This window comes from Cupriavidus malaysiensis (assembly GCF_001854325.1).
Taxonomy (GTDB): domain Bacteria; phylum Pseudomonadota; class Gammaproteobacteria; order Burkholderiales; family Burkholderiaceae; genus Cupriavidus; species Cupriavidus malaysiensis.
The window spans coordinates 1,003,224-1,022,144 of sequence record NZ_CP017755.1 but is presented as its reverse complement, the minus strand read 5'-3'; the positions used below and the strand labels follow the sequence as shown (position 1 = coordinate 1,022,144).

The 18,921-nt window shown below is 71.5% G+C and carries 13 protein-coding genes; 9 read left to right on the top strand and 4 right to left on the bottom strand.

The genetic code is table 11. From position 1 onward, the window contains the following. Window positions 1-562: 562 nt before the first annotated feature. The 8 genes from pgaA (at window position 563) to BKK80_RS24110 (ending at window position 11,192) form a co-directional block, all read left to right on the top strand. Window positions 563-2,584, top strand: coding sequence for a poly-beta-1,6 N-acetyl-D-glucosamine export porin PgaA (pgaA, locus tag BKK80_RS24145; RefSeq protein WP_236903948.1), 2,022 nt, complete (start codon window positions 563-565; stop codon window positions 2,582-2,584). Between the two features lie 18 nt (window positions 2,585-2,602). After that, window positions 2,603-4,642, top strand: a complete 2,040-nt coding sequence (gene pgaB, locus BKK80_RS24140; protein ID WP_071071608.1) for a poly-beta-1,6-N-acetyl-D-glucosamine N-deacetylase PgaB — start codon at window positions 2,603-2,605, stop codon at window positions 4,640-4,642. Between the two features lie 36 nt (window positions 4,643-4,678). After that, the gene (gene pgaC, locus BKK80_RS24135; protein WP_071039576.1) at window positions 4,679-5,995 is read left to right on the top strand and encodes a poly-beta-1,6-N-acetyl-D-glucosamine synthase; all 1,317 of its coding nucleotides are present in this window, start codon (window positions 4,679-4,681) and stop codon (window positions 5,993-5,995) included. Between the two features lie 14 nt (window positions 5,996-6,009). Beyond that, on the top strand, window positions 6,010-6,453 hold the full coding sequence (locus BKK80_RS24130) for a hypothetical protein (RefSeq protein ID WP_071071606.1): 444 nt from the start codon (window positions 6,010-6,012) through the stop codon (window positions 6,451-6,453). Window positions 6,454-6,523: 70 nt separating this feature from the next. Further along, window positions 6,524-7,762, top strand: a complete 1,239-nt coding sequence (locus BKK80_RS24125) for a hypothetical protein (protein WP_071071604.1) — start codon at window positions 6,524-6,526, stop codon at window positions 7,760-7,762. Window positions 7,763-7,991: 229 nt separating this feature from the next. Then, window positions 7,992-9,227 carry a CaiB/BaiF CoA transferase family protein gene (locus tag BKK80_RS24120; RefSeq protein ID WP_071071601.1) on the top strand — a complete coding sequence of 412 codons (1,236 nt, stop codon included), beginning with the start codon at window positions 7,992-7,994 and terminating at the stop codon, window positions 9,225-9,227. Beyond that, entirely contained in the window at window positions 9,224-10,051 is an 828-nt protein-coding gene (locus tag BKK80_RS24115) for a GntR family transcriptional regulator (protein WP_071071598.1), read from the top strand. The genes BKK80_RS24120 and BKK80_RS24115 overlap by 4 nt, the downstream gene beginning before the upstream one ends. A gap of 157 nt (window positions 10,052-10,208) precedes the next feature. Next, a complete protein-coding gene (locus BKK80_RS24110) occupies window positions 10,209-11,192 on the top strand; it encodes a tripartite tricarboxylate transporter substrate binding protein (RefSeq protein ID WP_071071596.1) in 984 nt (327 codons plus the stop codon). A gap of 48 nt (window positions 11,193-11,240) precedes the next feature. Here BKK80_RS24110 and BKK80_RS24105 read toward each other — a convergent pair whose 3' ends face one another. The 4 genes from BKK80_RS24105 to BKK80_RS24090 are packed head-to-tail and all read right to left on the bottom strand — an operon-like array spanning window position 11,241 to window position 17,575. Continuing rightward, window positions 11,241-12,842 carry a gamma-glutamyltransferase family protein gene (locus BKK80_RS24105; RefSeq protein ID WP_071021522.1) on the bottom strand — a complete coding sequence of 534 codons (1,602 nt, stop codon included), beginning with the start codon at window positions 12,840-12,842 and terminating at the stop codon, window positions 11,241-11,243. Window positions 12,843-12,846: 4 nt separating this feature from the next. Continuing rightward, the gene (locus tag BKK80_RS24100; RefSeq protein WP_236903946.1) at window positions 12,847-15,486 is read right to left on the bottom strand and encodes a branched-chain amino acid ABC transporter ATP-binding protein/permease; all 2,640 of its coding nucleotides are present in this window, start codon (window positions 15,484-15,486) and stop codon (window positions 12,847-12,849) included. Beyond that, the gene (locus tag BKK80_RS24095) at window positions 15,483-16,361 is read right to left on the bottom strand and encodes a branched-chain amino acid ABC transporter permease (protein ID WP_071071594.1); all 879 of its coding nucleotides are present in this window, start codon (window positions 16,359-16,361) and stop codon (window positions 15,483-15,485) included. Before BKK80_RS24095 ends, BKK80_RS24100 begins: the two co-directional genes overlap by 4 nt. A 38-nt stretch (window positions 16,362-16,399) precedes the next feature. After that, window positions 16,400-17,575, bottom strand: a complete 1,176-nt coding sequence (locus BKK80_RS24090) for an ABC transporter substrate-binding protein (RefSeq protein ID WP_071021528.1) — start codon at window positions 17,573-17,575, stop codon at window positions 16,400-16,402. Window positions 17,576-17,905: 330 nt separating this feature from the next. Here BKK80_RS24090 and BKK80_RS24085 point away from each other — a divergent pair, with 330 nt between their 5' ends. After that, a complete protein-coding gene (locus tag BKK80_RS24085; protein WP_071021531.1) occupies window positions 17,906-18,913 on the top strand; it encodes a polysaccharide deacetylase family protein in 1,008 nt (335 codons plus the stop codon). Window positions 18,914-18,921 lie beyond the last annotated feature (8 nt).

The following is an 18,921-nucleotide window of genomic DNA, read 5'->3' as shown; positions in this document are numbered from 1 at the left end:
GGAGCCGCCGCGTGGCAGCAAGCTGCCACGCGCCTTGTGCCGCACAAGCCAGCTAGAAGGATGAGTCCTCATCCAAATCTCCCCCGCGCGCCCTAGATCCTCTGGCCACTGCCGCTACCCGCCCGGATCGACCAAGATTCCATGGCACAAGCCCGCTTTTGGAAACCCGGGAGACGACGCGGCAAAAAAGCGCGCCCCGGCGACCCAGGGCACTTTGAATCGAAGCAGGACGGCCGTCCGTGCCGCCGCAGCGCCTTGTACCGCGGCGGCACGCCGGTCCTTGGATGGGGAAAGTGCGCGGCCGGCCGGCGCTCTGCCGGATGGCCGCCAAGTCAGGTCGCGTTCTTTGCGTTTCGGGTTACCGAGAATGGCACGGCGGCATGGCACCGTTCTTCCGGCGCCATGCGACGGCGATCGCGCTCGCCGGCGAAGTCCCGTTGCCCGAGAAAAGACCATGTGGTGCATGGCCGGCAAAGACGCCCCAGGGAGACGAGCTGCGGCTCTTCTACCGACCACTCCGGGGGGGGTCACCGTGAAATCATCCCAGCCGAATCGCAGGCGCTTGCGGAGCACGCTCAAGACGACGGCGGTGCTGCTAGCCCTGTTCGCGCGTGATCATGGCGGAGCCCAGGCCGCCGGCGCCGAGCGCGCGGCGCCAGCGGCGCGGCCCTCCCAGGCAGCGCCCGCCAGCCCGCCCGAGTCGCCGCAGGCCCTGCGCCAGCGCCTCTTCGCCCTAGCCGAGGACGGCTCGCCGCAACTGGCACTGGAGCAGGCCACGGCGCGGCCCGAGGTGTTCTCGCGCGCCGACCTGCTGCAGCTCGAGCACCTGGTCGTCGCGCAGGAGATCCGCTGGGCGCGGCAACAGGCCGGCGCCTCCAACGCCCCCGACCGGCTGGCGGCCGCCGACCACGCACTGGCCGGCGCCGACGCGCTGCTCGAGCGCATCCCGCCCGACGAGTCCTACCAGGCCTTGCGGCGCACGGCCCAGGCCGACCGCCTCACCGCCCTGGCGGTGCGCGGGCGCATGGCCGAGGCCAGCGCGCTGTACGAGCAGATCGCGCCGCCAGCCGGCGAGCCGCTGCCGGCCGCCGCCTACGTCGCCGCCGGCGACGCCTATGCCTACCAGGACAAGCCCGACCTCGCGGCGCACGCCTACGAGCTGGCCCTGCAATCGCCGCGCGAACCCATCGCCGAAACCACCGAGCCCTACGCCCTGACCCGCGTCAGCGTGCAGGAAAGCCTGTTCTTCGCCTACCTCGACCAGGGCCGCTACGAGACCGCGCATGCGCTGGTGACCAGCATGCTGCGCACCACCCCCGCGCAGGACGCGCTGTCGGTGGATATCGACAAGACCAATCCGGACTACGGCACCGTCATGAAGCTGCAGGCGCAGTACCTGCTGTACACCAACCACGTCGACGAGGGCGTGCGCGCGCTCGACGCGCTGCGCAGGGATGCGCCGTTCGACCCGACCCTGCTGACGGCCCGCGCCGATGGCGCGCTGGTGCAGGAGCGGCCGCACGGCGCGCAGGAGCTCTACCTGCAGGTCCACAACGACCACCCCGAGGACATCGCCAGCCTCGCCGGCATCGGCGAAACCTCACTGCAGCGCTACCAGTTCGAGCAGGCGCGCACCGTTGCCACCACCTTCGGCGCCGGTTTCCCCGACAACAACGCGGTGCGGCTGTTCGAGCGCGACTACCGCATCTACGAACGGCCCCAGCTGATCATCGAGGCGGGCGGCGAGCGCGGCAACGCGGCGCTGGCCGACCAGGCCTGGGCCATCGATACGCACCTGTACTCGTCGCCGCTCGCGCTGTACTGGCGCGTGTTCGCGCACCAGTTCTCGGGGCGCGCCGACACCGGCAACGGCAACAGCGTCAGCCGCGTGCGCAACGGCGCGGGCGTCGACTACCGGCGCGACGGCTGGGAAGCCAGCGCCGAAGTGCACCAGTCCACCGGCGGCGAGGGGCGCACCGGCGGCACCAGCACGCTGGCCTACCAGCCCGACGACCATTGGCGCTTCAGCCTGGGCTTCGACTCGGACGCCAACGACCTGCCCTGGAAGGCCTACCAGGCCGGCGTCACCGGGCGCACCGGCACCGCCAGCGCGCGCTATTCGCAGGACGACCGGCGCTACTTCAACCTGTCCTACGCCCTCTCGCGCTACAGCGACACCAACCTGAACCAGCAATGGCTCGGCACCGTCTACCAGCGCCTGCTCAATACGCCGCGCCACCAGGTCTCGCTCTGGCTCGACGTCGGCACCGACAGCAACACGCTCGCCGGCACCGCCTACTTCAACCCGCGCCGCGACTACATCGCCCAGGTGCGCTCGATGTACCAGTGGACGCCCTGGCGCTACGCCGACAGGTCCTTCAGCCAGCGCGTCTACGTGAGCGCGGGCGGCTACCACCAGGACGGCTTCGGCGACAGCATGCTGTGGGAGGCCCGCCTGGAGCACTACTGGCAGCTCGGGCGCAAGGCCTCGCTGACCTACGGCATCGGCATCGGCAGCCGCCGCTACGACGCCGCGTGCGAGACCAGCAAGCTGATCTACCTCACCCTCAACGTGCCACTCTGAGCCAGCCGCCAAGCCATCATGCACAAGCTCGATCGCCGCTCCTTCCTTGGCCTTGCCGGCGCGCTGTCGGTGAGCCAGGCCGCCCACGCCGGCTTAGCCCTGTCGCTGCTGCCGCAGCAGGATGCCGATGACGGCCTGACCTTCCGCGTGCTTGCCATCCACGACATCCGCGACGACCTGCGCGCCGATGTGGCGACGGTGGCCGACACCTGCGCCATCAGCACCGCCATGCTCAACAACATCTTCGCCTGGATCCGGGCCAACGACTTCCGCCCGGTCAGCGTCGAGCAGATCATCGCCGCGCGCAACGGCGGCGCGCCGCTGCCGCCCCGCGCCGTGCTGCTGAGCTTCGACGATGCCTACGCCAGCCAGTACACCAAGGCCTTCCCGCTGCTCAAGCAGTACGGCTACCCGGCCCTGATCGCGGTGGTATCGCGCTGGACCGACACGCCGCGCGGGCAGCCGGTGCGCATCGGCTACAAGTCGCTCATGGCGCCGGGCTATTTCATGCGCTGGGAACACCTGCGCGAGATGGCCGACTCCGGGCTGGTCGAGATCGCCTCGCATACGCACGACATGCACCACGGCGCGGTGGCCAACCCGCAGGGCAACGAACTGCCGGCAGCCAGCGCCCATCTCTACTTCCCCGAGCTCGGGCGCTACGAGAACGACGACGAGTACCAGCGCCGCACCACCGCCGACCTGCAGCGCTGCTCGGACCTGATCCAGGCCAACACCGGCGTCGCGCCACGCGCGATGGTATGGCCCTACGGCACCTACAACTCCGCCCTGATCGGCGCCTCGCGCCAGCTCGGCATGCGTGTCCACTTCACGCTCGACGAGGGCCCCAACACGCCCGACGTGCCGCTCACCAGGATCCGCCGCCAGCTGGTCTCCTACGACTGGGACGCGGGCGTCATGCTGGCGCAGTTCCGCCGGCAGTCGGCCTATCGCGGCGACAGCCATCCGATCGAGCGGGTGGTCGACGTGGCGCTGGACGATGTCTACGATGCCGATCCCGCACGCCAGGAGGCCCGCCTGTCGCACCTGCTGGACCGTATCAAGGCGCTCGAGCCCAAGTCGGTCTTCCTCAAGGCCTACCACGATCCGGACGGCAGCGGCAGCGCCCGCGCGCTGTACTTCCCCAACCGCCACCTGCCGATGCGCGCCGACCTGTTCTCGCGCACGGCCTGGCAACTGATCACGCGCACCGGGGTGCAGGTCTACGCGGCGCTGCCGCTGCTGGCGTTCCGGCTGCCGGCCGGCCATGCGGCCGCCGCGCGCCTGGTCACCGCGGCACCCGGGGCCGACGGCACGCCGGCCGCCGCGCGCGGCATGCCGCGCCTGAGCCCCTTCGACGCCCGGGCGCGAGCCACCATCCGCGATATCTACTACGACCTGGCGCGCTACACCAGCTTCAACGGCATCGTGTTCGGCGCCGACGCCTGTCTCGGCGAGTCCGAGGATGCCGGCGACGCGGCGCTGGCCGCCTACGCCGACTGGGGCCTGCCGCCCAGCGTGGCGGCGATCCGCGCCGATCCCGAGCTGCGGCGGCGCTGGTCGGAAGGCAAGCTGCGCCACCTGGGCGACCTCACCCGGGATCTCGCCGCCCTCGTCACCGACTACCAGGGCGGCAGCGTGCTGACCGTGCGCACCCTCCGCGCCGACGCCGTGCTGGAGCCGGACGGCGTCGCGCGGCTGGCGCAGGACCTCGATGCCTTCGCCGCCGCCTACGACTTCGTCAAGCTGCCGGCCAGCGAGGACTCCGGCGCGCCCCCGTCGACGGCGTGGCTGGACGGCCTGGCGCGCGCGGTGGCGGCCCATCCGCTCGCGCTGCGCAAGACCATCTTTTCGCTGCAGGCGCTGGACGGCCGCACCGGCACACCGATCGCCAGCAGCGCGCTGCGCGCACAGATGCAGCGCCTGCGCGCGGCCGGCGCCAGGCATCTCGGCTACAGCCCCGACCAGTTCATGGCCGACCAGCCGGACCTGGCGGTGCTGCGCGATGTCATGTCGATGCAGAACCTGGTGCGGCCGCGCACCGGCATGAAGGTATAGCGGCGGCGCAGGGCAAGGCTACAGGCGGGGAAAACCATGAAGAACGTAGCAAGCGTGATCTCGAACTTCGTCTTCTACTATCCATTGCTGATGTCCTACCTCTGGATGATGGGCGGACTGCTGCACTACTTCCTGGTCGAGCACAAGGAGCGCGGCAAGGCCCGCGCCGACGCGCTGCCCGACTGCCCCAAGGTCTCGGTGATCGTGCCCTGCTACAACGAGGCCGACAACGTGCGCGAAGTGATGGCCAGCCTGGCCCGGCTGCGCTACCCGAACTACAACATCATCGCCGTCAACGACGGCAGCAGCGACGCCACCGGCGAGATCCTCAACGAACTGACCGACCAGTATCCGCAGCTGCTGGTGATCCACCAGAGCCACAACGAAGGCAAGGCGATCGGCCTGACCACGGCGGCCATGCTGACCGATGCCGAGTACCTGCTGTGCATCGACGGCGATTCCCTGCTCGACCGCGAGACCATCGGCTGGATGCTGCGCCACTTCCTGCGCGACCCCGACGTCGCCGGCGTCACCGGCAACCCGCGCATCCGTACGCGCACCTCGCTGCTCGGGCGCATGCAGGTCGGCGAGTTCTCCTCCATCGTCGGCCTGATCAAGCGCACACAGGAGATGTACGGGCGCCTGCTGACCGTGTCCGGCGTGATCTGCATGTTCCGCAAGAGCGCGCTGCGCAGCGTCGGCTACTGGAGCCCGGACATGCTGACCGAGGACATCGACATCAGCTGGAAGCTCCAGGTCAGTGGCTGGCGCATCCATTTCGAGCCGCATGCGCTGAGCTGGATCCTGATGCCCGAGACCTTCAAGGGCCTGTTCCGGCAGCGCCTGCGCTGGGCCAAGGGCGGCATCCAGGTGCTGCAGAAGTACGCCGTCCCCATCCTCCGCAAGCGCGCGACGATGATGTGGCCGATCTTCCTCGAATATGCCGCCAGCGTGCTGTGGGCCTACTGCATGCTGTTCACGCTGGTGATGACGCTCGCCAACGCGCTGTTCGACCTGCCGCCGGCCTGGCACTTCGCCAACGTGCCGCGCGGCGCCGGCATCGCTCTCTTCCTGACCTGCTGCGCGCAGATCGTGGTCGGCTGCCTCATCGATCGCCACTACGACACCCGGCTGCTGCGCTACTTCCTCAACACGATCTGGTATCCGGTCGCGTTCTGGACCATCGGCATGGTCGCTTCGGTGATCGCCCTGCCCAGCGTGCTGCTGCACCAGCGCGGCTCGCGGGCGCGGTGGGTCAGCCCGGACCGCGGCATCCGCGAGGGCGCGCCCTCGCAGCCAACGTCTCCCGCGCCGGCATCGCCGCATGCCACGCAGCTTGAAGAGCACACTTGAGGAGGAACCCCGACATGAACGAGCCGATCATCGACACATCCGGCGCCGGACTGCAGGCTTACCTGCAGTACCTTGGGCGCGGCAAGGCGCTGCGGCGCTACCTCTGGTTCCGGCTGGCGCGCCCTGCGATCGTCGCCGGCGCCTGGCTGGCGGCCGCGTATTACATCTACCGCTGCGTCCTGTCCGGCGGCGGCAGCCCGGTGACGTGGCGCGAATTCGTGCCGCAAATGCTGGCCGTGGCCGCCATGGCGCTGGCGCTGAGCCTGTGGGCGCTCGCGCGCCTGGCCGGCGAACACCGGCCGGGCGCCCACCATACGCCGCGCGCGGCCGCCACACCGTCACTGGACCTGGCCAAGGACGTCGTGCTGGCGGTGGGCGCCGGGCGCCGCCTGGTCGCCTACCACGACCAGGACGGGCTGATCTCGCGCGTCGCGCCGCTGCAGCAGGAACTGGCCTGAGCAGCGCCGGCGACCCGGTCCGCGCGGGCGGACCGGGGCCATCCGGCCGGGCTCGACTGCGGAAACCACCATGCGCGGCACGATCGGCGCGATGGCGCCATGGCATGCGGCGCTGGCCCTCGCCGCGGCGCTGTCGTGGGCGACTGCGGCCCAGGGCGGCGCCATTCCGGCCACCGAGGCCGCCCTGCCCACCGGCGCGCGCCCCGGCGTCGACCTGCGTGCCTATATGCACGGCATCGGCGCCGCGGCCGGCCCCGGCGGCCTCACCTATGTCTTCTTCAGCAGTGCCGGACTGCCGCCGCGCGGCCCCGACCGCAACCGCAACTGGACCCACGACATCTACGTCGCGGCCTGGTCGCCGGCCCGGCCCGTGCTCGGCAAACCCCGCCTGCTGGTGGCGCAGAAGGAAGCGCAGGAACCTGTGTCGGTGGCGCAGAATGCCGCCGGCCGCATCATGCTGACCTTCGAGGACGGCTCGGACACCGTCAATACCGTCAGCCAGCGCTACCGTCTCTACACCCGTGACCTGCGGCCGCAGCAGGCAAGATCGATCGACGTCCGGGCCGGCGGACACTCCGGCCACGTGGCGGCGGTGGGCAACCGCTTCGTGGTGTTCTATGCCGACGACTGGGTGGAAGGCGGCGGTGTCGACGACCTGGGCACCGGCAACGGCGTCTACCTCAAGACCTACGACGGCAAGGGGCGACTGCTGCGCAGCGACGACGTGGCCCGCCGGCAGCGCGAGTGGTGGCCGCTGCTGGCGGGCTCGCGCGATGCCGCCCTGCTGGTCTGGCAGCAGTACATCCCGGGCGAGACCCATGCCCGCCTGAAGGCCGCGCTGTTCCGCCCGGCCGATGGCACCCTGTCCGCCGCGCAGGTGCTGAGCGACCGCCTGAAGTACTACACCTACGGCGTGGCCTACGTGCCCGCGCTCGAGCGCTTCCTGGTGGTCGGCACCAGCGATGCCGGCACCGGCTTCGCGCGCCTGCTCGACGACGACGGCCAGGTGCGCGCCACGCTGGATTGCATGCCGGCCAGCGTGCGCGAGGCCGGCATCGCCGTGGCCGGCGAAACCGCCTACACGCCGTCGCAGGACGGCCGCCTGCTGCACCTGGCGCTGTCCGCCGACCGCATCACGCTGCGCGGCAGCCAGCCCTCGCCGATCCCCTGGACCTACCAGGGCAGCCTGGGGCTGGTGCGCTCGCCCTCGGTGCTGCACTGGGTGGCGCTGACGCCGAGCGGGCTGCAGGAGGCCGACTTCGACCTCGCCCGCGCCACGCCGCCGACGCCGGCCGACCTGTGCCGCTGACCGGAGCGCTCCGGCGGCCGCGCCGGCGCCCATGACACCCGCCGCACCCGCCGCACCCGCTGCGGCGCTGCGGCGCTGCGGCGCTGCTGCACTGCTGCACTGCTGCACTGCGGCGCATCCACGCATTGAGCGACACCGGCTTTTCTCCTATAGTTCCAAACATAGAACTAAAGAACGAAGACCGGCCGGCAGCCTGTTCGGGCGCACGGCCCCGAGGAGCGCGCAAGCCATGGAGCAAGCACGACAGGAGGAGAACGCCGGCCCGCTGGCCGGCGTCAAGGTGGTGGACATCACCTCGGTGTTCATGGGCCCGTCGGCCACGCAGATGCTGGCCGACCTGGGTGCCGACGTGATCAAGGTGGAACCGCCCGGCGGCGACAGCACGCGCGCCATCGGCCCTTGCGGCGACCGCAAGCTCGGCCCGCTCTTCCTCGGCCTGAACCGCAACAAGCGCAGCATCGTGCTGGACCTGAAGGCCCCGGCCGGGCGCGAGGCGCTGCTGCGGCTGGCCACGGAGGCGGACGTGCTGGCCTACAACGTGCGCCCCCAGGCCATGGAGCGCCTGGGCCTGGGCTACGACACGCTGGCGCAGCTCAACCCGCGCCTGGTCTATGTCGGCATGTTCGGCTTCTCGCAGCGCGGCCGCTACGCGCCCCAGGCCGCCTTCGACGACCTGATCCAGGCCGCCACCGGCCTGCCGCAGGCGGTCGCGGCGGGCACCGGCGGCCTGCCGCGCTACCTGCCGATCACCATCGCCGACCGCTCGGTGGGACTCTATGCCTTCGGCGTGATCAGCGCCGCTCTGTACGCGCAGGCCCGCACCGGCAAGGGCCAGCGCGTCGACGTGCCGATGTTCGAGACCATGGTGCCCTACGTGATGGGCGACCACCTGTACGGCGAGACCTTCGTGCCGCCCCAGGGCGGCTTCGGCTATCCGCGCCTGCTGTCGCCGGAACGCCGCCCCTACCGCACGCTGGACGGCCATGTCTGCTGCCTGATCTACCACGACCACCACTGGCGCACCTTCCTCAAGGTGATCGGCCGGCCGGAACTCTACGACAGCGACCCGCGCTTCGCCAGCATCACCACGCGCACCGCCCACATCACCGAGCTGTACGCGCTGGTCAGCGACGAGATGGCCAAGCGCACCACGGAGGAATGGCGCACGCTGCTGGAAGATGCCGACATCCCGGTGTTCCCCATGCACACCTTCGAGTCGCTGCTCGACGATCCGCACCTGGACGACATCGGCTTCTTCCGCGAGACCGAACACCCCGCCGTGGGCCGCATCCGCGAGATGGCGGTGCCCAGCGAATGGCATGGCACGCCGCCGCTGCGGCGCCGCCATGCGCCGTCCCTGGGCGAGCACAGCCGCGAGATCCTGCGCGAGGCCGGCTACGACGACGCCGCCATCGACGCGCTGGTGGCGGCAGGCATCTCGCGCGACGGCGCCGCGCAAGCGTGAAGTCCGCACGCACCGCCGCCCCGGCCGCGCGCGGCCGGGCCTTTGCCGACGATGGCGGCAGCGGCGGCGTCACGCGCTATCGCCAGCTCGCCAGCGTGCTGCGCCACAAGATCGTCGCCGGCGAATACCCGGTCGGCGCGCGCCTGCCCACCGTGGAGGCGCTGGCGCAGGCCTACGGCATCGCCAAGGTGACGGTGCGCCAGGCCTTCGCGCTGCTCGCCGAGGAGGGCCTGGTCAGCAGCCGGCGCGGACGCGGCACCCACGTCCTGCAAGGACCGCCGGGGCCGGATGCGCGGCTGCGCTCGGCCATCAACGACGAATCCGCCGATGGCGCCGATGGCGCCGGCTTCCAGATCCGCGTGCTCGACAAGCGCAAGGACGCCAGCCTGCCACCCGAGCTGGGCCGGCACGGCAGGCCGCTGGAGCGCTATGTGATGGTGCGCAAGCTGCATATCCATGATGGCGCGCCGTTCTGCCTGATCGAGATGTACATCGCCGCCCCGGTGTTCGCCCGCTTCCCGCGCGGCAGCGAGAAGCGGCACAAGCTGGTGCACCTGCTGCGCCGCGTCGCCGGCGAGCGCCTGGCCGTGATGCACCAGACCCTGACGGTCGAGCCCGCCGACCACGTGCTGGTGCGCGAGCTCGGCTATGGCTTCGGCGCCCCCGTGGCCAGGATGGTGCGCACCGCGCGCGACATCGACGGCGACATCCTGATGGCCGGCTTCTTCTGGTACCGCGGCGACCGCTTCGTGCTCGACATGGAGCTGCCGGCCAGGCTGACCGAGCACTATCCGGCGCTGGCGATCCCGGCTAGCCGCGGCTAGCCGCTGGCCGTTATCGATCAGCCGCTGGCGGCCAGCCGCCAGCCGATCGCCGGCAAGCGCCGGCACGACCGGGAGACGACGCCCCCTGGCGCGAGCCAGCACGTCCCGCCTCCCCGCCAAGATGCCGCGAAGGCACGAGAAGAGAAGAGGAGACAAGATGAACGAGCGAATCGAACGGCGCCGCTTTCTCGCCCTGCTGCCGCTGCTGGCCGCGGCGGCGGCGGCGCCACGGCCGGCGCGCGCGGCCGGCTATCCGGAGCGGCCCCTGCGCGTGCTGGTGCCGTTCCCGCCGGGCAGCGGCACCGACGACAGCGCGCGCTATGTCGCGCAGAGCCTGACGGCGCAGACCGGCCAGCCGGTGGTGGTCGACAACCGTCCCGGCGCCAGCGGCATCATCGCCGCCAAGGCGGCCGCCGCCTCGCCCGCGGACGGCTACACCCTGTTCATCACCACCAACACCACGCATGCGGCCAATGCCTCGCTGTTCCGCACGCTGCCCTACGATCCCGTCAAGGACTTCGCGCCGGTCTCGCTGATCGCCCGCAGCGGGCTGGTGCTGGTGGTGCCGGCCGACAGCCCGGTGCGCACGGTGGCTGACCTGAGCGCGCTCGCCAAGGCGCGGGCGGGCAAGCTGACCTTCGCCAGCGGCAGTTCCTCGACCCGCATCGCCGGCGAACTCTACAAGATGATGAGCGGTGCGCCGGCCGAGCACATTCCCTACAAGGGCGTGCCCCAGGCCCTGACCGACCTGATGGGGCACCAGGTCGACTTCATGGTCTCCGACATCTCGCCGGCCCGGCCCCTGATCCAGGGCGGCAAGCTGCGCGCCGTCGCCGTCACCACCGCCCGGCGCCATCCGCTCTTCCCCGAGGTGCCGACCATGGCCGAAAGCGGCCTGCCCGGCTATGAGATGACCGCCTGGGTGGCCGCCTTCTTTCCCGCGGCCACGCCCCCGGCCCTGGTGGCGCGCATGAACGCGCTGATCCGCCAGGCACTGGCGGCCCCGGCCACGATCGAGCATTTCGGCCGCACCGGCGGCGAGGCCTTGCCGTCCACGCCGGACGAACTGGCAGCCTTCGTGCGCAGCGAGACGCTCAAGTGGGCGCGGGTGATCCAGGCTGCCGGCATCGAGCCGGAGTGAGCCAGGCTCGCTGAACGAAGCCGCCCCGGCGGGTCCGGCGGGCCAGCGCTACAGGCCCATCGCCACCCCGTCGCTGCGCGGGTCGTGGGCGCCGCGGCAATGCCGCCCGTCGGCATCGATGGCGATCACGCCCGGGTGCCCGGCCAGCGGGCTCTGCGCCGGGATCTCGCTGATCTCGTGGCCCCGCGCCGCCAGTTCCGCCATCACCTGCGCGCCGGCGTCGGCCTCCAGCTTGAGGCTGTCGCGCGCATCGGAAAAGGTGCGCCCGAGCAGGAAACGGGGCCGCGCCAGCGCGCTCAGCGGATCCATGCCGTAGTCGATCAGGCGCGTCAGCACGGCCGCAAGGGTCTGCGGCTGGCCATCGGCGCCCTGCGTGCCGTACAGCAGGCGCGGCCGGCCCTCGCGCAGGTACATGCCTGGATTCAAGGTATGGAAGGGCCGCTTACCCGGGCCGATCGCGTTGTGGTGCGCCGGATCGGTGTGGAAGGCCGCGCCGCGGTTGTGCCACAGGATGCCGGTATCGCCCGCCACCACCCCGCTGCCCCAGTCGAAGTAGATGGTCTGCAGCACGCTGGCGCAGCGGCCCTGGCGATCGACCGCCGCCAGGTAGACGGTATCTCCATGCTGGTAGACATGCGGCCAAGACAACGCGCGCTGCGGGTCGATGCGGCGTGCCATGGCATCAAGCCGCGCCGGGCTCAGCATGTCCGCCACCGGCACCTCGGCGAAGTCGGGATCGGCGACATAGCGGTTGCGCTCGATGAAGGCCTCCTTCACCGCCTCCACCAGCAGGTGGTAGTAGTCGGCACTGCCTTCGGCGAGCGCGGCCACGTCGAAGCGCTCCAGCACACCGAGGATCTGCAGCGTGGTCACGCCCTGCGTCGGCGGCGGCAGGCTGAGCAGTTCGCCGCCGCGGTAGGAAACGCGCAGCGGCGCGGCCTCGCGCGCCGCGGTGGCGGCGAGGTCGGCCCGCGTCAGGGGCGAGCCGGCGGCGCGCAGGCCGGCGACAATGCGCGCGGCCAGTTCACCCTCGTAGAACTCGCGCGCGCCATGGGTGGCGATGCGCTCCAGGCTGCGCCCGAGCGCCGGCTGGCGCAGGCGGCTGCCGACCGCCGGCAGGCTGCCATGCGGCAGGAAGGTGTCGGCAAAGCCCGCCCAGCCGGCCAGTTCCTGGCGGCGGAAGGACTGCCAGAAGTGCTGCGAGGGCGTCAGCGCAAAACCTTCGTGCGCATAGTCGATGGCGCGCCGGAACAGCTCGCTCCAGCCCAGGCGGCCGCCCCATTCGCCGGCCACGGCGTAGGCCCGGGCCCAGGTGTCGACGGTGGCGGCGCTGGTCAAGGCGGCGGCACCGCCGCGCTGGGGAATCGCGCCATCGAAGGCCGGCAGCGCCGCGGCCGCCTGGCCGATGCCCGACAGGCCGCGCACCTGGCCGGCTCCGTCGCTCAAGAGCCAGAAGGCATCGCCGCCCAGTCCGGTGAAATGCGGATAGGTGACCGCGAGCGTGGCGCCGATGGCGATGGCGGCCTCGATGGCATTGCCGCCGGCGCGCAGCACCTCGAGCCCGGCCTCGCTGGCCAGCGCGTGCGGGCTGGTGACCATGCCGGCCGAGGACTCGGCCAGCGCGGAGTTGGCAGGAGACAGGCATGCCATGGTGTCACGCTCCGCCGAGATAGGCCTGCGCCAGCGACGGGTCGCTCGCCAACTGCCCGGCCGGGCCGCTGGCCACCACCCGCCCCTCCTCCAGCACATAGGCGCGGTCGGCCAGCGACAGCGCCAGCGCGGCCATCTGGTCCACCAGCAGGATGGTGATGGCCGATTCGCGCAGGTGATCCAGCGAGGCGAACAGCTCCTCGATGATCTTCGGCGCCAGGCCCAGCGAGGGCTCGTCCAGCAGCAGCACCTTGGGCCGCGACATCAGGCCGCGCGCGACCGCCAGCATCTGCTGCTCGCCGCCCGACAGCAACCCGGCGCGCTGGTGCTGGCGCTCGCGCAGACGCGGAAAGCGGGCAAACATCGCTTCCACGCGCCGCATCGTCTCGGCGCGCGGCAGGCGCCCCGAGGGAAAGGCACCCAGGCGCAGGTTGTCGAGCACGGACAATTCCGGGAACACTTGCCGTCCCTCCGGCACCAGGACGACGCCCAGCGCCGCCACGCGCGCGGCGTCCAGCCGCGCCAGGTCCGTGCCGTCGAACGCGATGCCGCCCGCCACCGGGCGGTGCAGGCCGGCCAGCGCGCGCATCAGCGTCGACTTGCCGGCACCGTTGGCGCCGAGCAGCGCCACCATCTCGCCCTCGCGCACCTGCAGGTCCACCTCGTGCAGCACCGGCGCGGCGCCATAGCCGGTACGCAGCGCGCTGACGCCGAGCGCCTCGCGCGGCGGCGCACCCTCGCCCGTGCCGGCACGCCGCGCGCGCGCCGGCACGCCGCCGGTATCGCCCAGGTAGGCGCGGCGTACCACCGGATCGGCGCGCACGTCCTGCGGCGTGCCCACGGCCAGGCGCTGGCCGGCGTCGATCACCACGATGCCGTCGGATACGTCCATCACCAGCGACATATCGTGCTCGACCAGCCCGACCGCTACGCCGCTGCCGGCGATCGCGCGCAGCAGGCGGCCGAGCGCCACCTTGTCCTCGCGCGACAGGCCCGCGGCCGGCTCGTCGAGCAGCAGCACGGCCGGGCGCGTGGCCAGCGCCCGCGCGATCTCCACCAGGCGGCGGTCGACGTGGGGCAGGTCGGCCGCGCGCACGTCGGGGTCGCCGGTGTAGCCGCAGGCCAGCAGCAGCCCGCGGGCCCGCTCGCGCACCACCGCCGAGGTGAAGCCGGTGACCCCGAGCAGGCTGCCCAGGCGGCCGCCGGACAGCGCGATGGCCACGTTGTCGGCGGCGCTCATGCCGGCGAACAGCTGCGTGGTCTGGTAGGTCCGCGCGATACCGTGGCGCGCGCTGTGGCAGGCACCGCGCGCCGGCAGCGCGCGTTCGCCCAGCCAGCGCTGGCCAGCGCTCGGGCGGTAGTAGCCGGAGAGCATGTTCAGCACAGTCGACTTGCCGGCGCCGTTGGGGCCGATCAGGCTGGTCACCCGGCCGGGCGGCAGTTCGAACGACAGCGCATCCACCGCGCGCACGCCGCCGAACACCATCGACAATCCCCGCGCCGCCAGCCCCGCGCGCTCGGCCGGTGGCCGTACGGGCAGGCGGCTGGCGGCGGCGGCATCGGCGCGGCCGCCTCCGGGCCAGGCCTTCGGGCGCCGCCGCAGCCGCCCCAGCAGGACGCCGGCGACACCGGCCACACCCACCGGCGCCACCCACAGCACCACCAGCAGCAGCAGGCCGAAGCACAACAGGCGCAGATTCTCCAGGCTGGACAGCAGTTCCGGCAGCAGGCCCACCACCAGGGCGCCGACCACCGGCCCGGCCACCGTGCCGGCGCCGCCGATCATCACCACCAGCACGAACAGGATCGATTGCAGGAAGGAGAACATGCCCGGCGTGACCATGCCCTGCAGCGGCGCGTACAACCCGCCGGCCAGGCCCGCCAGCGCCGCCGAGACGGCGAAGGCGACTGTCTTGACCACCAGCGGATCGATGCCGATCGAGGCCGCCGCGGTCTCGCTGTCGCGCACCGCCCGCATGGCCGCGCCCCAGCTTCCGCGCGCGATGCGGGCATAGGCGGCGAGCGCCAGGCCCAGCACCAGCAGCGCGAGCAGCGCCACGCTGCGTTCGCCGCCGCCGAGGCCCGGCAGCGCCGGCTGGGCGATGCCCATCAGGCCGTTCTGGCCGCCCGTCAGCGCGCGCCACTCGACCGCGCCGTGCTCGACGATGAAGCCGAAGGCGATGGTCACCATGGCCAGGCCCGGCCCCTTGACGCGCAGCGCCGGCAAGGCCAGCAAGGCACCGAGCGCGCCCGCCAGCAGCGCGGCGGCCGGCCATGCCGCCCAGAAGCTCCAGCCCGCCTGGCCGGTCAGGATGGCCACGGTGTAGGCCCCGATCGCATAGAAGCCAACGTGGCCGAACGACACCTGCCCGCTCAGGCCGAGCAGCAGGTTCAGGCCCACGCCGCAGATCGCCAGCAAGGCCACCCCGGCGATCACGAAGACGAAGTAGCCGTTCAGCGACAACGCCAGCGCCGCGGCGGCCAGCAGCAGGGCCACCACGGCCGCCACCTGCGCCGCAGACCCCAGGCCGAGCAGCGGCGCGCCGCGCCTGGCGGCAGACGATGCCACCGGCGGCACCGCGGCGGAAGGCGGAGACGAGGGAGACGAGGGAGACGAAGGGGAAGACAGCATCGGATCGCTCATACCTTGCGCACCTCCGCACGCCCGAACAGGCCGTCCGGCCGCAGCGCCAGCAGCGCGATCACCAGCGCGAAGGTGATGATCTGGGTGTAGCTGGAGCCGAGCCAGGCGGTCACCAGCGCCTCGGCCAGGCCGAACAGCAGGCCGGCCGCCATCACGCCCCAGGCGCTCGACAGGCCGCCCAGGATGGCCACGGCGAAAGCCTTGAGGCCGAACACCGTGCCCATGTCGGCCTGCACGTTGAACAGCGGCGCGATCAGCACGCCGGCCACGCCCGCCAGCAGCGTCGACAGCGCGAAGGCGCCGGCCACGGTGCGCCGGATGGGGATGGCCATCAGGCGCGCGGCGTCGCGGTTCTGCACCACCGCCAGCATGGCGACGCCCCAGCGCGAACGGCGCAGCGCCCAGTGCAGCAGCCCGGCCAGCGCCAGCCCCACCACGGGGATCACCAGCTGCAGCGGATAGACGCCGACGCCGGTGGCGCCGAGCTGCAGCGATTGCGTGGCCAGCGGGGACGGCAGGCTGCGCGGCTCGCTGCCGAAGGCCAGCAGCACCACGTTGTCGAGCACGATGCCCAGTGCCACCGTGGCCATCAGCCAGGCATCGGAGCCGCGGCTGGCGAACGGCCGCACCGCCAGGAACTCGACCGCCAGCCCGTACAGCGCGCACAGCGCCAGGGCCAGCAGCATGGCCAGCGGCATCGGCCAGCCAAGCGTCTGCGCGAAGGTGTAGGTCAGCACCGCCCCCAGCATCATCGAGCTGCCCTGGGCGAAGTTGACGGTGGCGGACACCGCGTGGGTGAGATGGAAGCCCAGCGCCATCAGCCCGTACATGCTGCCCAGGCCGAGCCCGCTGATCAGGGCGGAAATCCAAAGCATGGAGAAACCTCGTCGCTGCCGGAAGCGGCCGGCCTGCCTTACCTGCCCACCGGCACGATACGGTTGTCGATGAACTGCGCCCATACGTAGTCGTTCTCCGACAGCGCGTCGTGGGCCTGCGGCGTGAAGGGCTTCACATAGGTCTTGATCAGGCCTTCGTAGCGGTCGATCTTGTAGAAGCCCTCGCGCACCGCATCGCCCTGCGTGCTGCCGGCGCGGGCGATGGCCAGTGCCGCCAGCCGGGTCGCGTCATAGGCGTTGGCCACGCCCACGGCAGGCGTGATGTCGTCCGGGCCCTTGATGTCACCGTACCTGGCCTTCAGCTCGGCCACCACGCGCGTGCTGACCGGGGTCTGCGGCCCGAAGAAGCTGTAGGTCTGCACGAAGTGCACGTTCCTGGCATTGGGGCCGGCCAGCTCGGTGAAACGGCCGCCCGCCGGGCCCCAGTGCGAGACCACCGGCACCTTCCAGCCCATGCGGTCGAGCGATTTCACCACCTGCGCCGACGGGCCCACGTTGCCCACCAGCAACAGCACATCGGCGCCGGCGGCCTTGAGCCGGCCGAGCTGCGGCACCACGTCGACATCGCTGGCCTCGAACTTCTCCACCCCGGCGGGCTTGGCGCCCTTGGCCGCCAGCGCTGCCACGATGCCCTTCTCGTTCGACTCGCCCCACGGGTTGTTGACCAGGATCAGGCCTGGCCGGCTCGCGCCGAAAGCCTTCTGTGCGTACTGCAGCATGGCCTTGTCGACCACCTCGTCGACCGCCGAGACACGGAAGGCATAGTTGGGATTGGCGCCGTTGCGGGTGATCGCGGTACCGGCGGCCCACGGGCCCATGAAGGGCACCTTCTCCTGGTTGGCGATCGGCACGATCGCCATCGACACCGGCGTGTCGAGGCCGCCGAACAGCACCGCGACCTTCTCCTTGTAGATCAGCTCGCGCGCAGCCAGCACGCCCTTGGCGGGATTGCCCTCGTCGTCGCGCCGCACCAGTTCGAGCCTGCGGCCGCCGAGCAGGCCGCCCTTGGCGTTGATCTCGTCGATGGCGACCGTCATGCCGCGCGTCAGCGCCTCGCCGGCACGGGCGGACTGGCCGGACAGCGCGGTGATCAGGCCGATCTTGATCGGCTCGGCCGCCTGCGCCCGCAAGGCAGGCAGCACACAGGCCGCGGCGGCGGCAAGCAAGAGGGCACGGCGTTGGGGACGGGGCATGGGGTTCTCCGGAGGCGTCTGCACGATGAGTGGATGCGGCAGGACGGCAGGCGCCGCCCTGGTACAGGCCCATCGATTGCAAGAGCCATGCCAATCTGCACGCGAAACGGAAACTGATCAGATGACGATCTCTACGGCTATATGCAGACGATCTGGCCTGCTTTTTGCGAACGATCCGACATCGTTCCGGATTGCGATGCGCGGCCAGGCTCTTGCACGAGCGCGGTGCGCGGCGCCGCAAGTCGGGGCAGGCGTTCCCCGCAATGGTTCCGCCCACCCCGCCGGACCCCGACACCCTGCAAGCGAAGAAAGGAAGAAAGGCAAACGTCCATGACGCACCATCCGAGTCCGCCGGCGACACCACGACCACATGCCGCACCCGCACCCGCACCGCAGTTCGGCCCGCTGCGCAGCCACGGCCGCTTTCCCTACCGCCCGATCACAGACGCCGATGCCTTCCGCTGGCCTGGCGGCGCCCGCCTGGCGGTCTACCTGGGCTTCAATATCGAGCACTTCGCCTTCGGCGAGGGCCTGGGTGCCAGCCTGGGCCCCGTGTCGCCCCAGCCGGACGTGCTCAACTACAGCTGGCGCGAATACGGCAACCGGGTCGGCGTGTGGCGCTGCCTGGAGCTGTTCGACCAGTTCGCCATGCCGGCCGGCGTGCTGCTGAACACCGCGCTGTACGATCACTGCCCCGAGGTGCTCGATGCCTGCCTGGCGCGCGGCGATGAACTGATCGGCCATGGCCATACCAATGCCTGCCGCCAGAGCGAACTCGACGAAGCCGGCGAGCGCGCGCTGCTGCGCCACTGCCGTGAGCGCATCCGCGCGCACAGCGGGCAGGCCCCGGCAGGCTGGCTGTCGCCCTGGATCTCGGAGACGATGGCCACACCGGACCTGTTGGCCGAATGCGGCTACCGCTACACGCTGAACTGGTGCCACGACGACCGGCCGGTGCCGATGCAGACCCGCGGCGGTCCGCTGTGGGCCATTCCCTACCCACAGGAACTCAACGACATCCCCATGATCGTGGCGCGCCAACTCGACGGCGCGGCCTTCGCCGACATGATCATCGACCACTTCGACGAGATGCTGGCGCAGGCCGGCCATGCCCGCCATCCGCAGCCGCTGGTGATGGGCATCGCGCTGCATCCCTACCTGGTCGGCCAGCCTTACCGCCTGCGCCACCTGCGCCGCGCACTGGCGCACATCGCCGCGCACCGCGACCGCGGCGACATCTGGATGACCACGCCCGGCGCCATCTGCGCCGCCATGGAGGCCCAGCCGCCGGCGCAGGACGCGGGCGCACCGTTCACTGCCCTGGCCGCGTCACGCTAACATCATGG

Excerpts from the sequence above, each read along its gene's own strand:
- pgaC (WP_071039576.1), top strand. The coding sequence starts at position 4,679 with ATGAAGAACGTAGCAAGCGTGATCTCGAACTTCGTCTTCTACTATCCA.
- BKK80_RS24105 (WP_071021522.1), bottom strand. The coding sequence starts at position 12,842 with ATGGCATGCCTGTCTCCTGCCAACTCCGCGCTGGCCGAGTCCTCGGCC.
- BKK80_RS24085 (WP_071021531.1), top strand. The coding sequence starts at position 17,906 with ATGACGCACCATCCGAGTCCGCCGGCGACACCACGACCACATGCCGCA.
- BKK80_RS24090 (WP_071021528.1), bottom strand. The coding sequence starts at position 17,575 with ATGCCCCGTCCCCAACGCCGTGCCCTCTTGCTTGCCGCCGCCGCGGCC.
- BKK80_RS24100 (WP_236903946.1), bottom strand. The coding sequence starts at position 15,486 with ATGAGCGATCCGATGCTGTCTTCCCCTTCGTCTCCCTCGTCTCCCTCG.
- BKK80_RS24095 (WP_071071594.1), bottom strand. The coding sequence starts at position 16,361 with ATGCTTTGGATTTCCGCCCTGATCAGCGGGCTCGGCCTGGGCAGCATG.
- pgaB (WP_071071608.1), top strand. The coding sequence starts at position 2,603 with ATGCACAAGCTCGATCGCCGCTCCTTCCTTGGCCTTGCCGGCGCGCTG.
- BKK80_RS24110 (WP_071071596.1), top strand. The coding sequence starts at position 10,209 with ATGAACGAGCGAATCGAACGGCGCCGCTTTCTCGCCCTGCTGCCGCTG.
- BKK80_RS24130 (WP_071071606.1), top strand. The coding sequence starts at position 6,010 with ATGAACGAGCCGATCATCGACACATCCGGCGCCGGACTGCAGGCTTAC.
- BKK80_RS24125 (WP_071071604.1), top strand. The coding sequence starts at position 6,524 with ATGCGCGGCACGATCGGCGCGATGGCGCCATGGCATGCGGCGCTGGCC.
- BKK80_RS24120 (WP_071071601.1), top strand. The coding sequence starts at position 7,992 with ATGGAGCAAGCACGACAGGAGGAGAACGCCGGCCCGCTGGCCGGCGTC.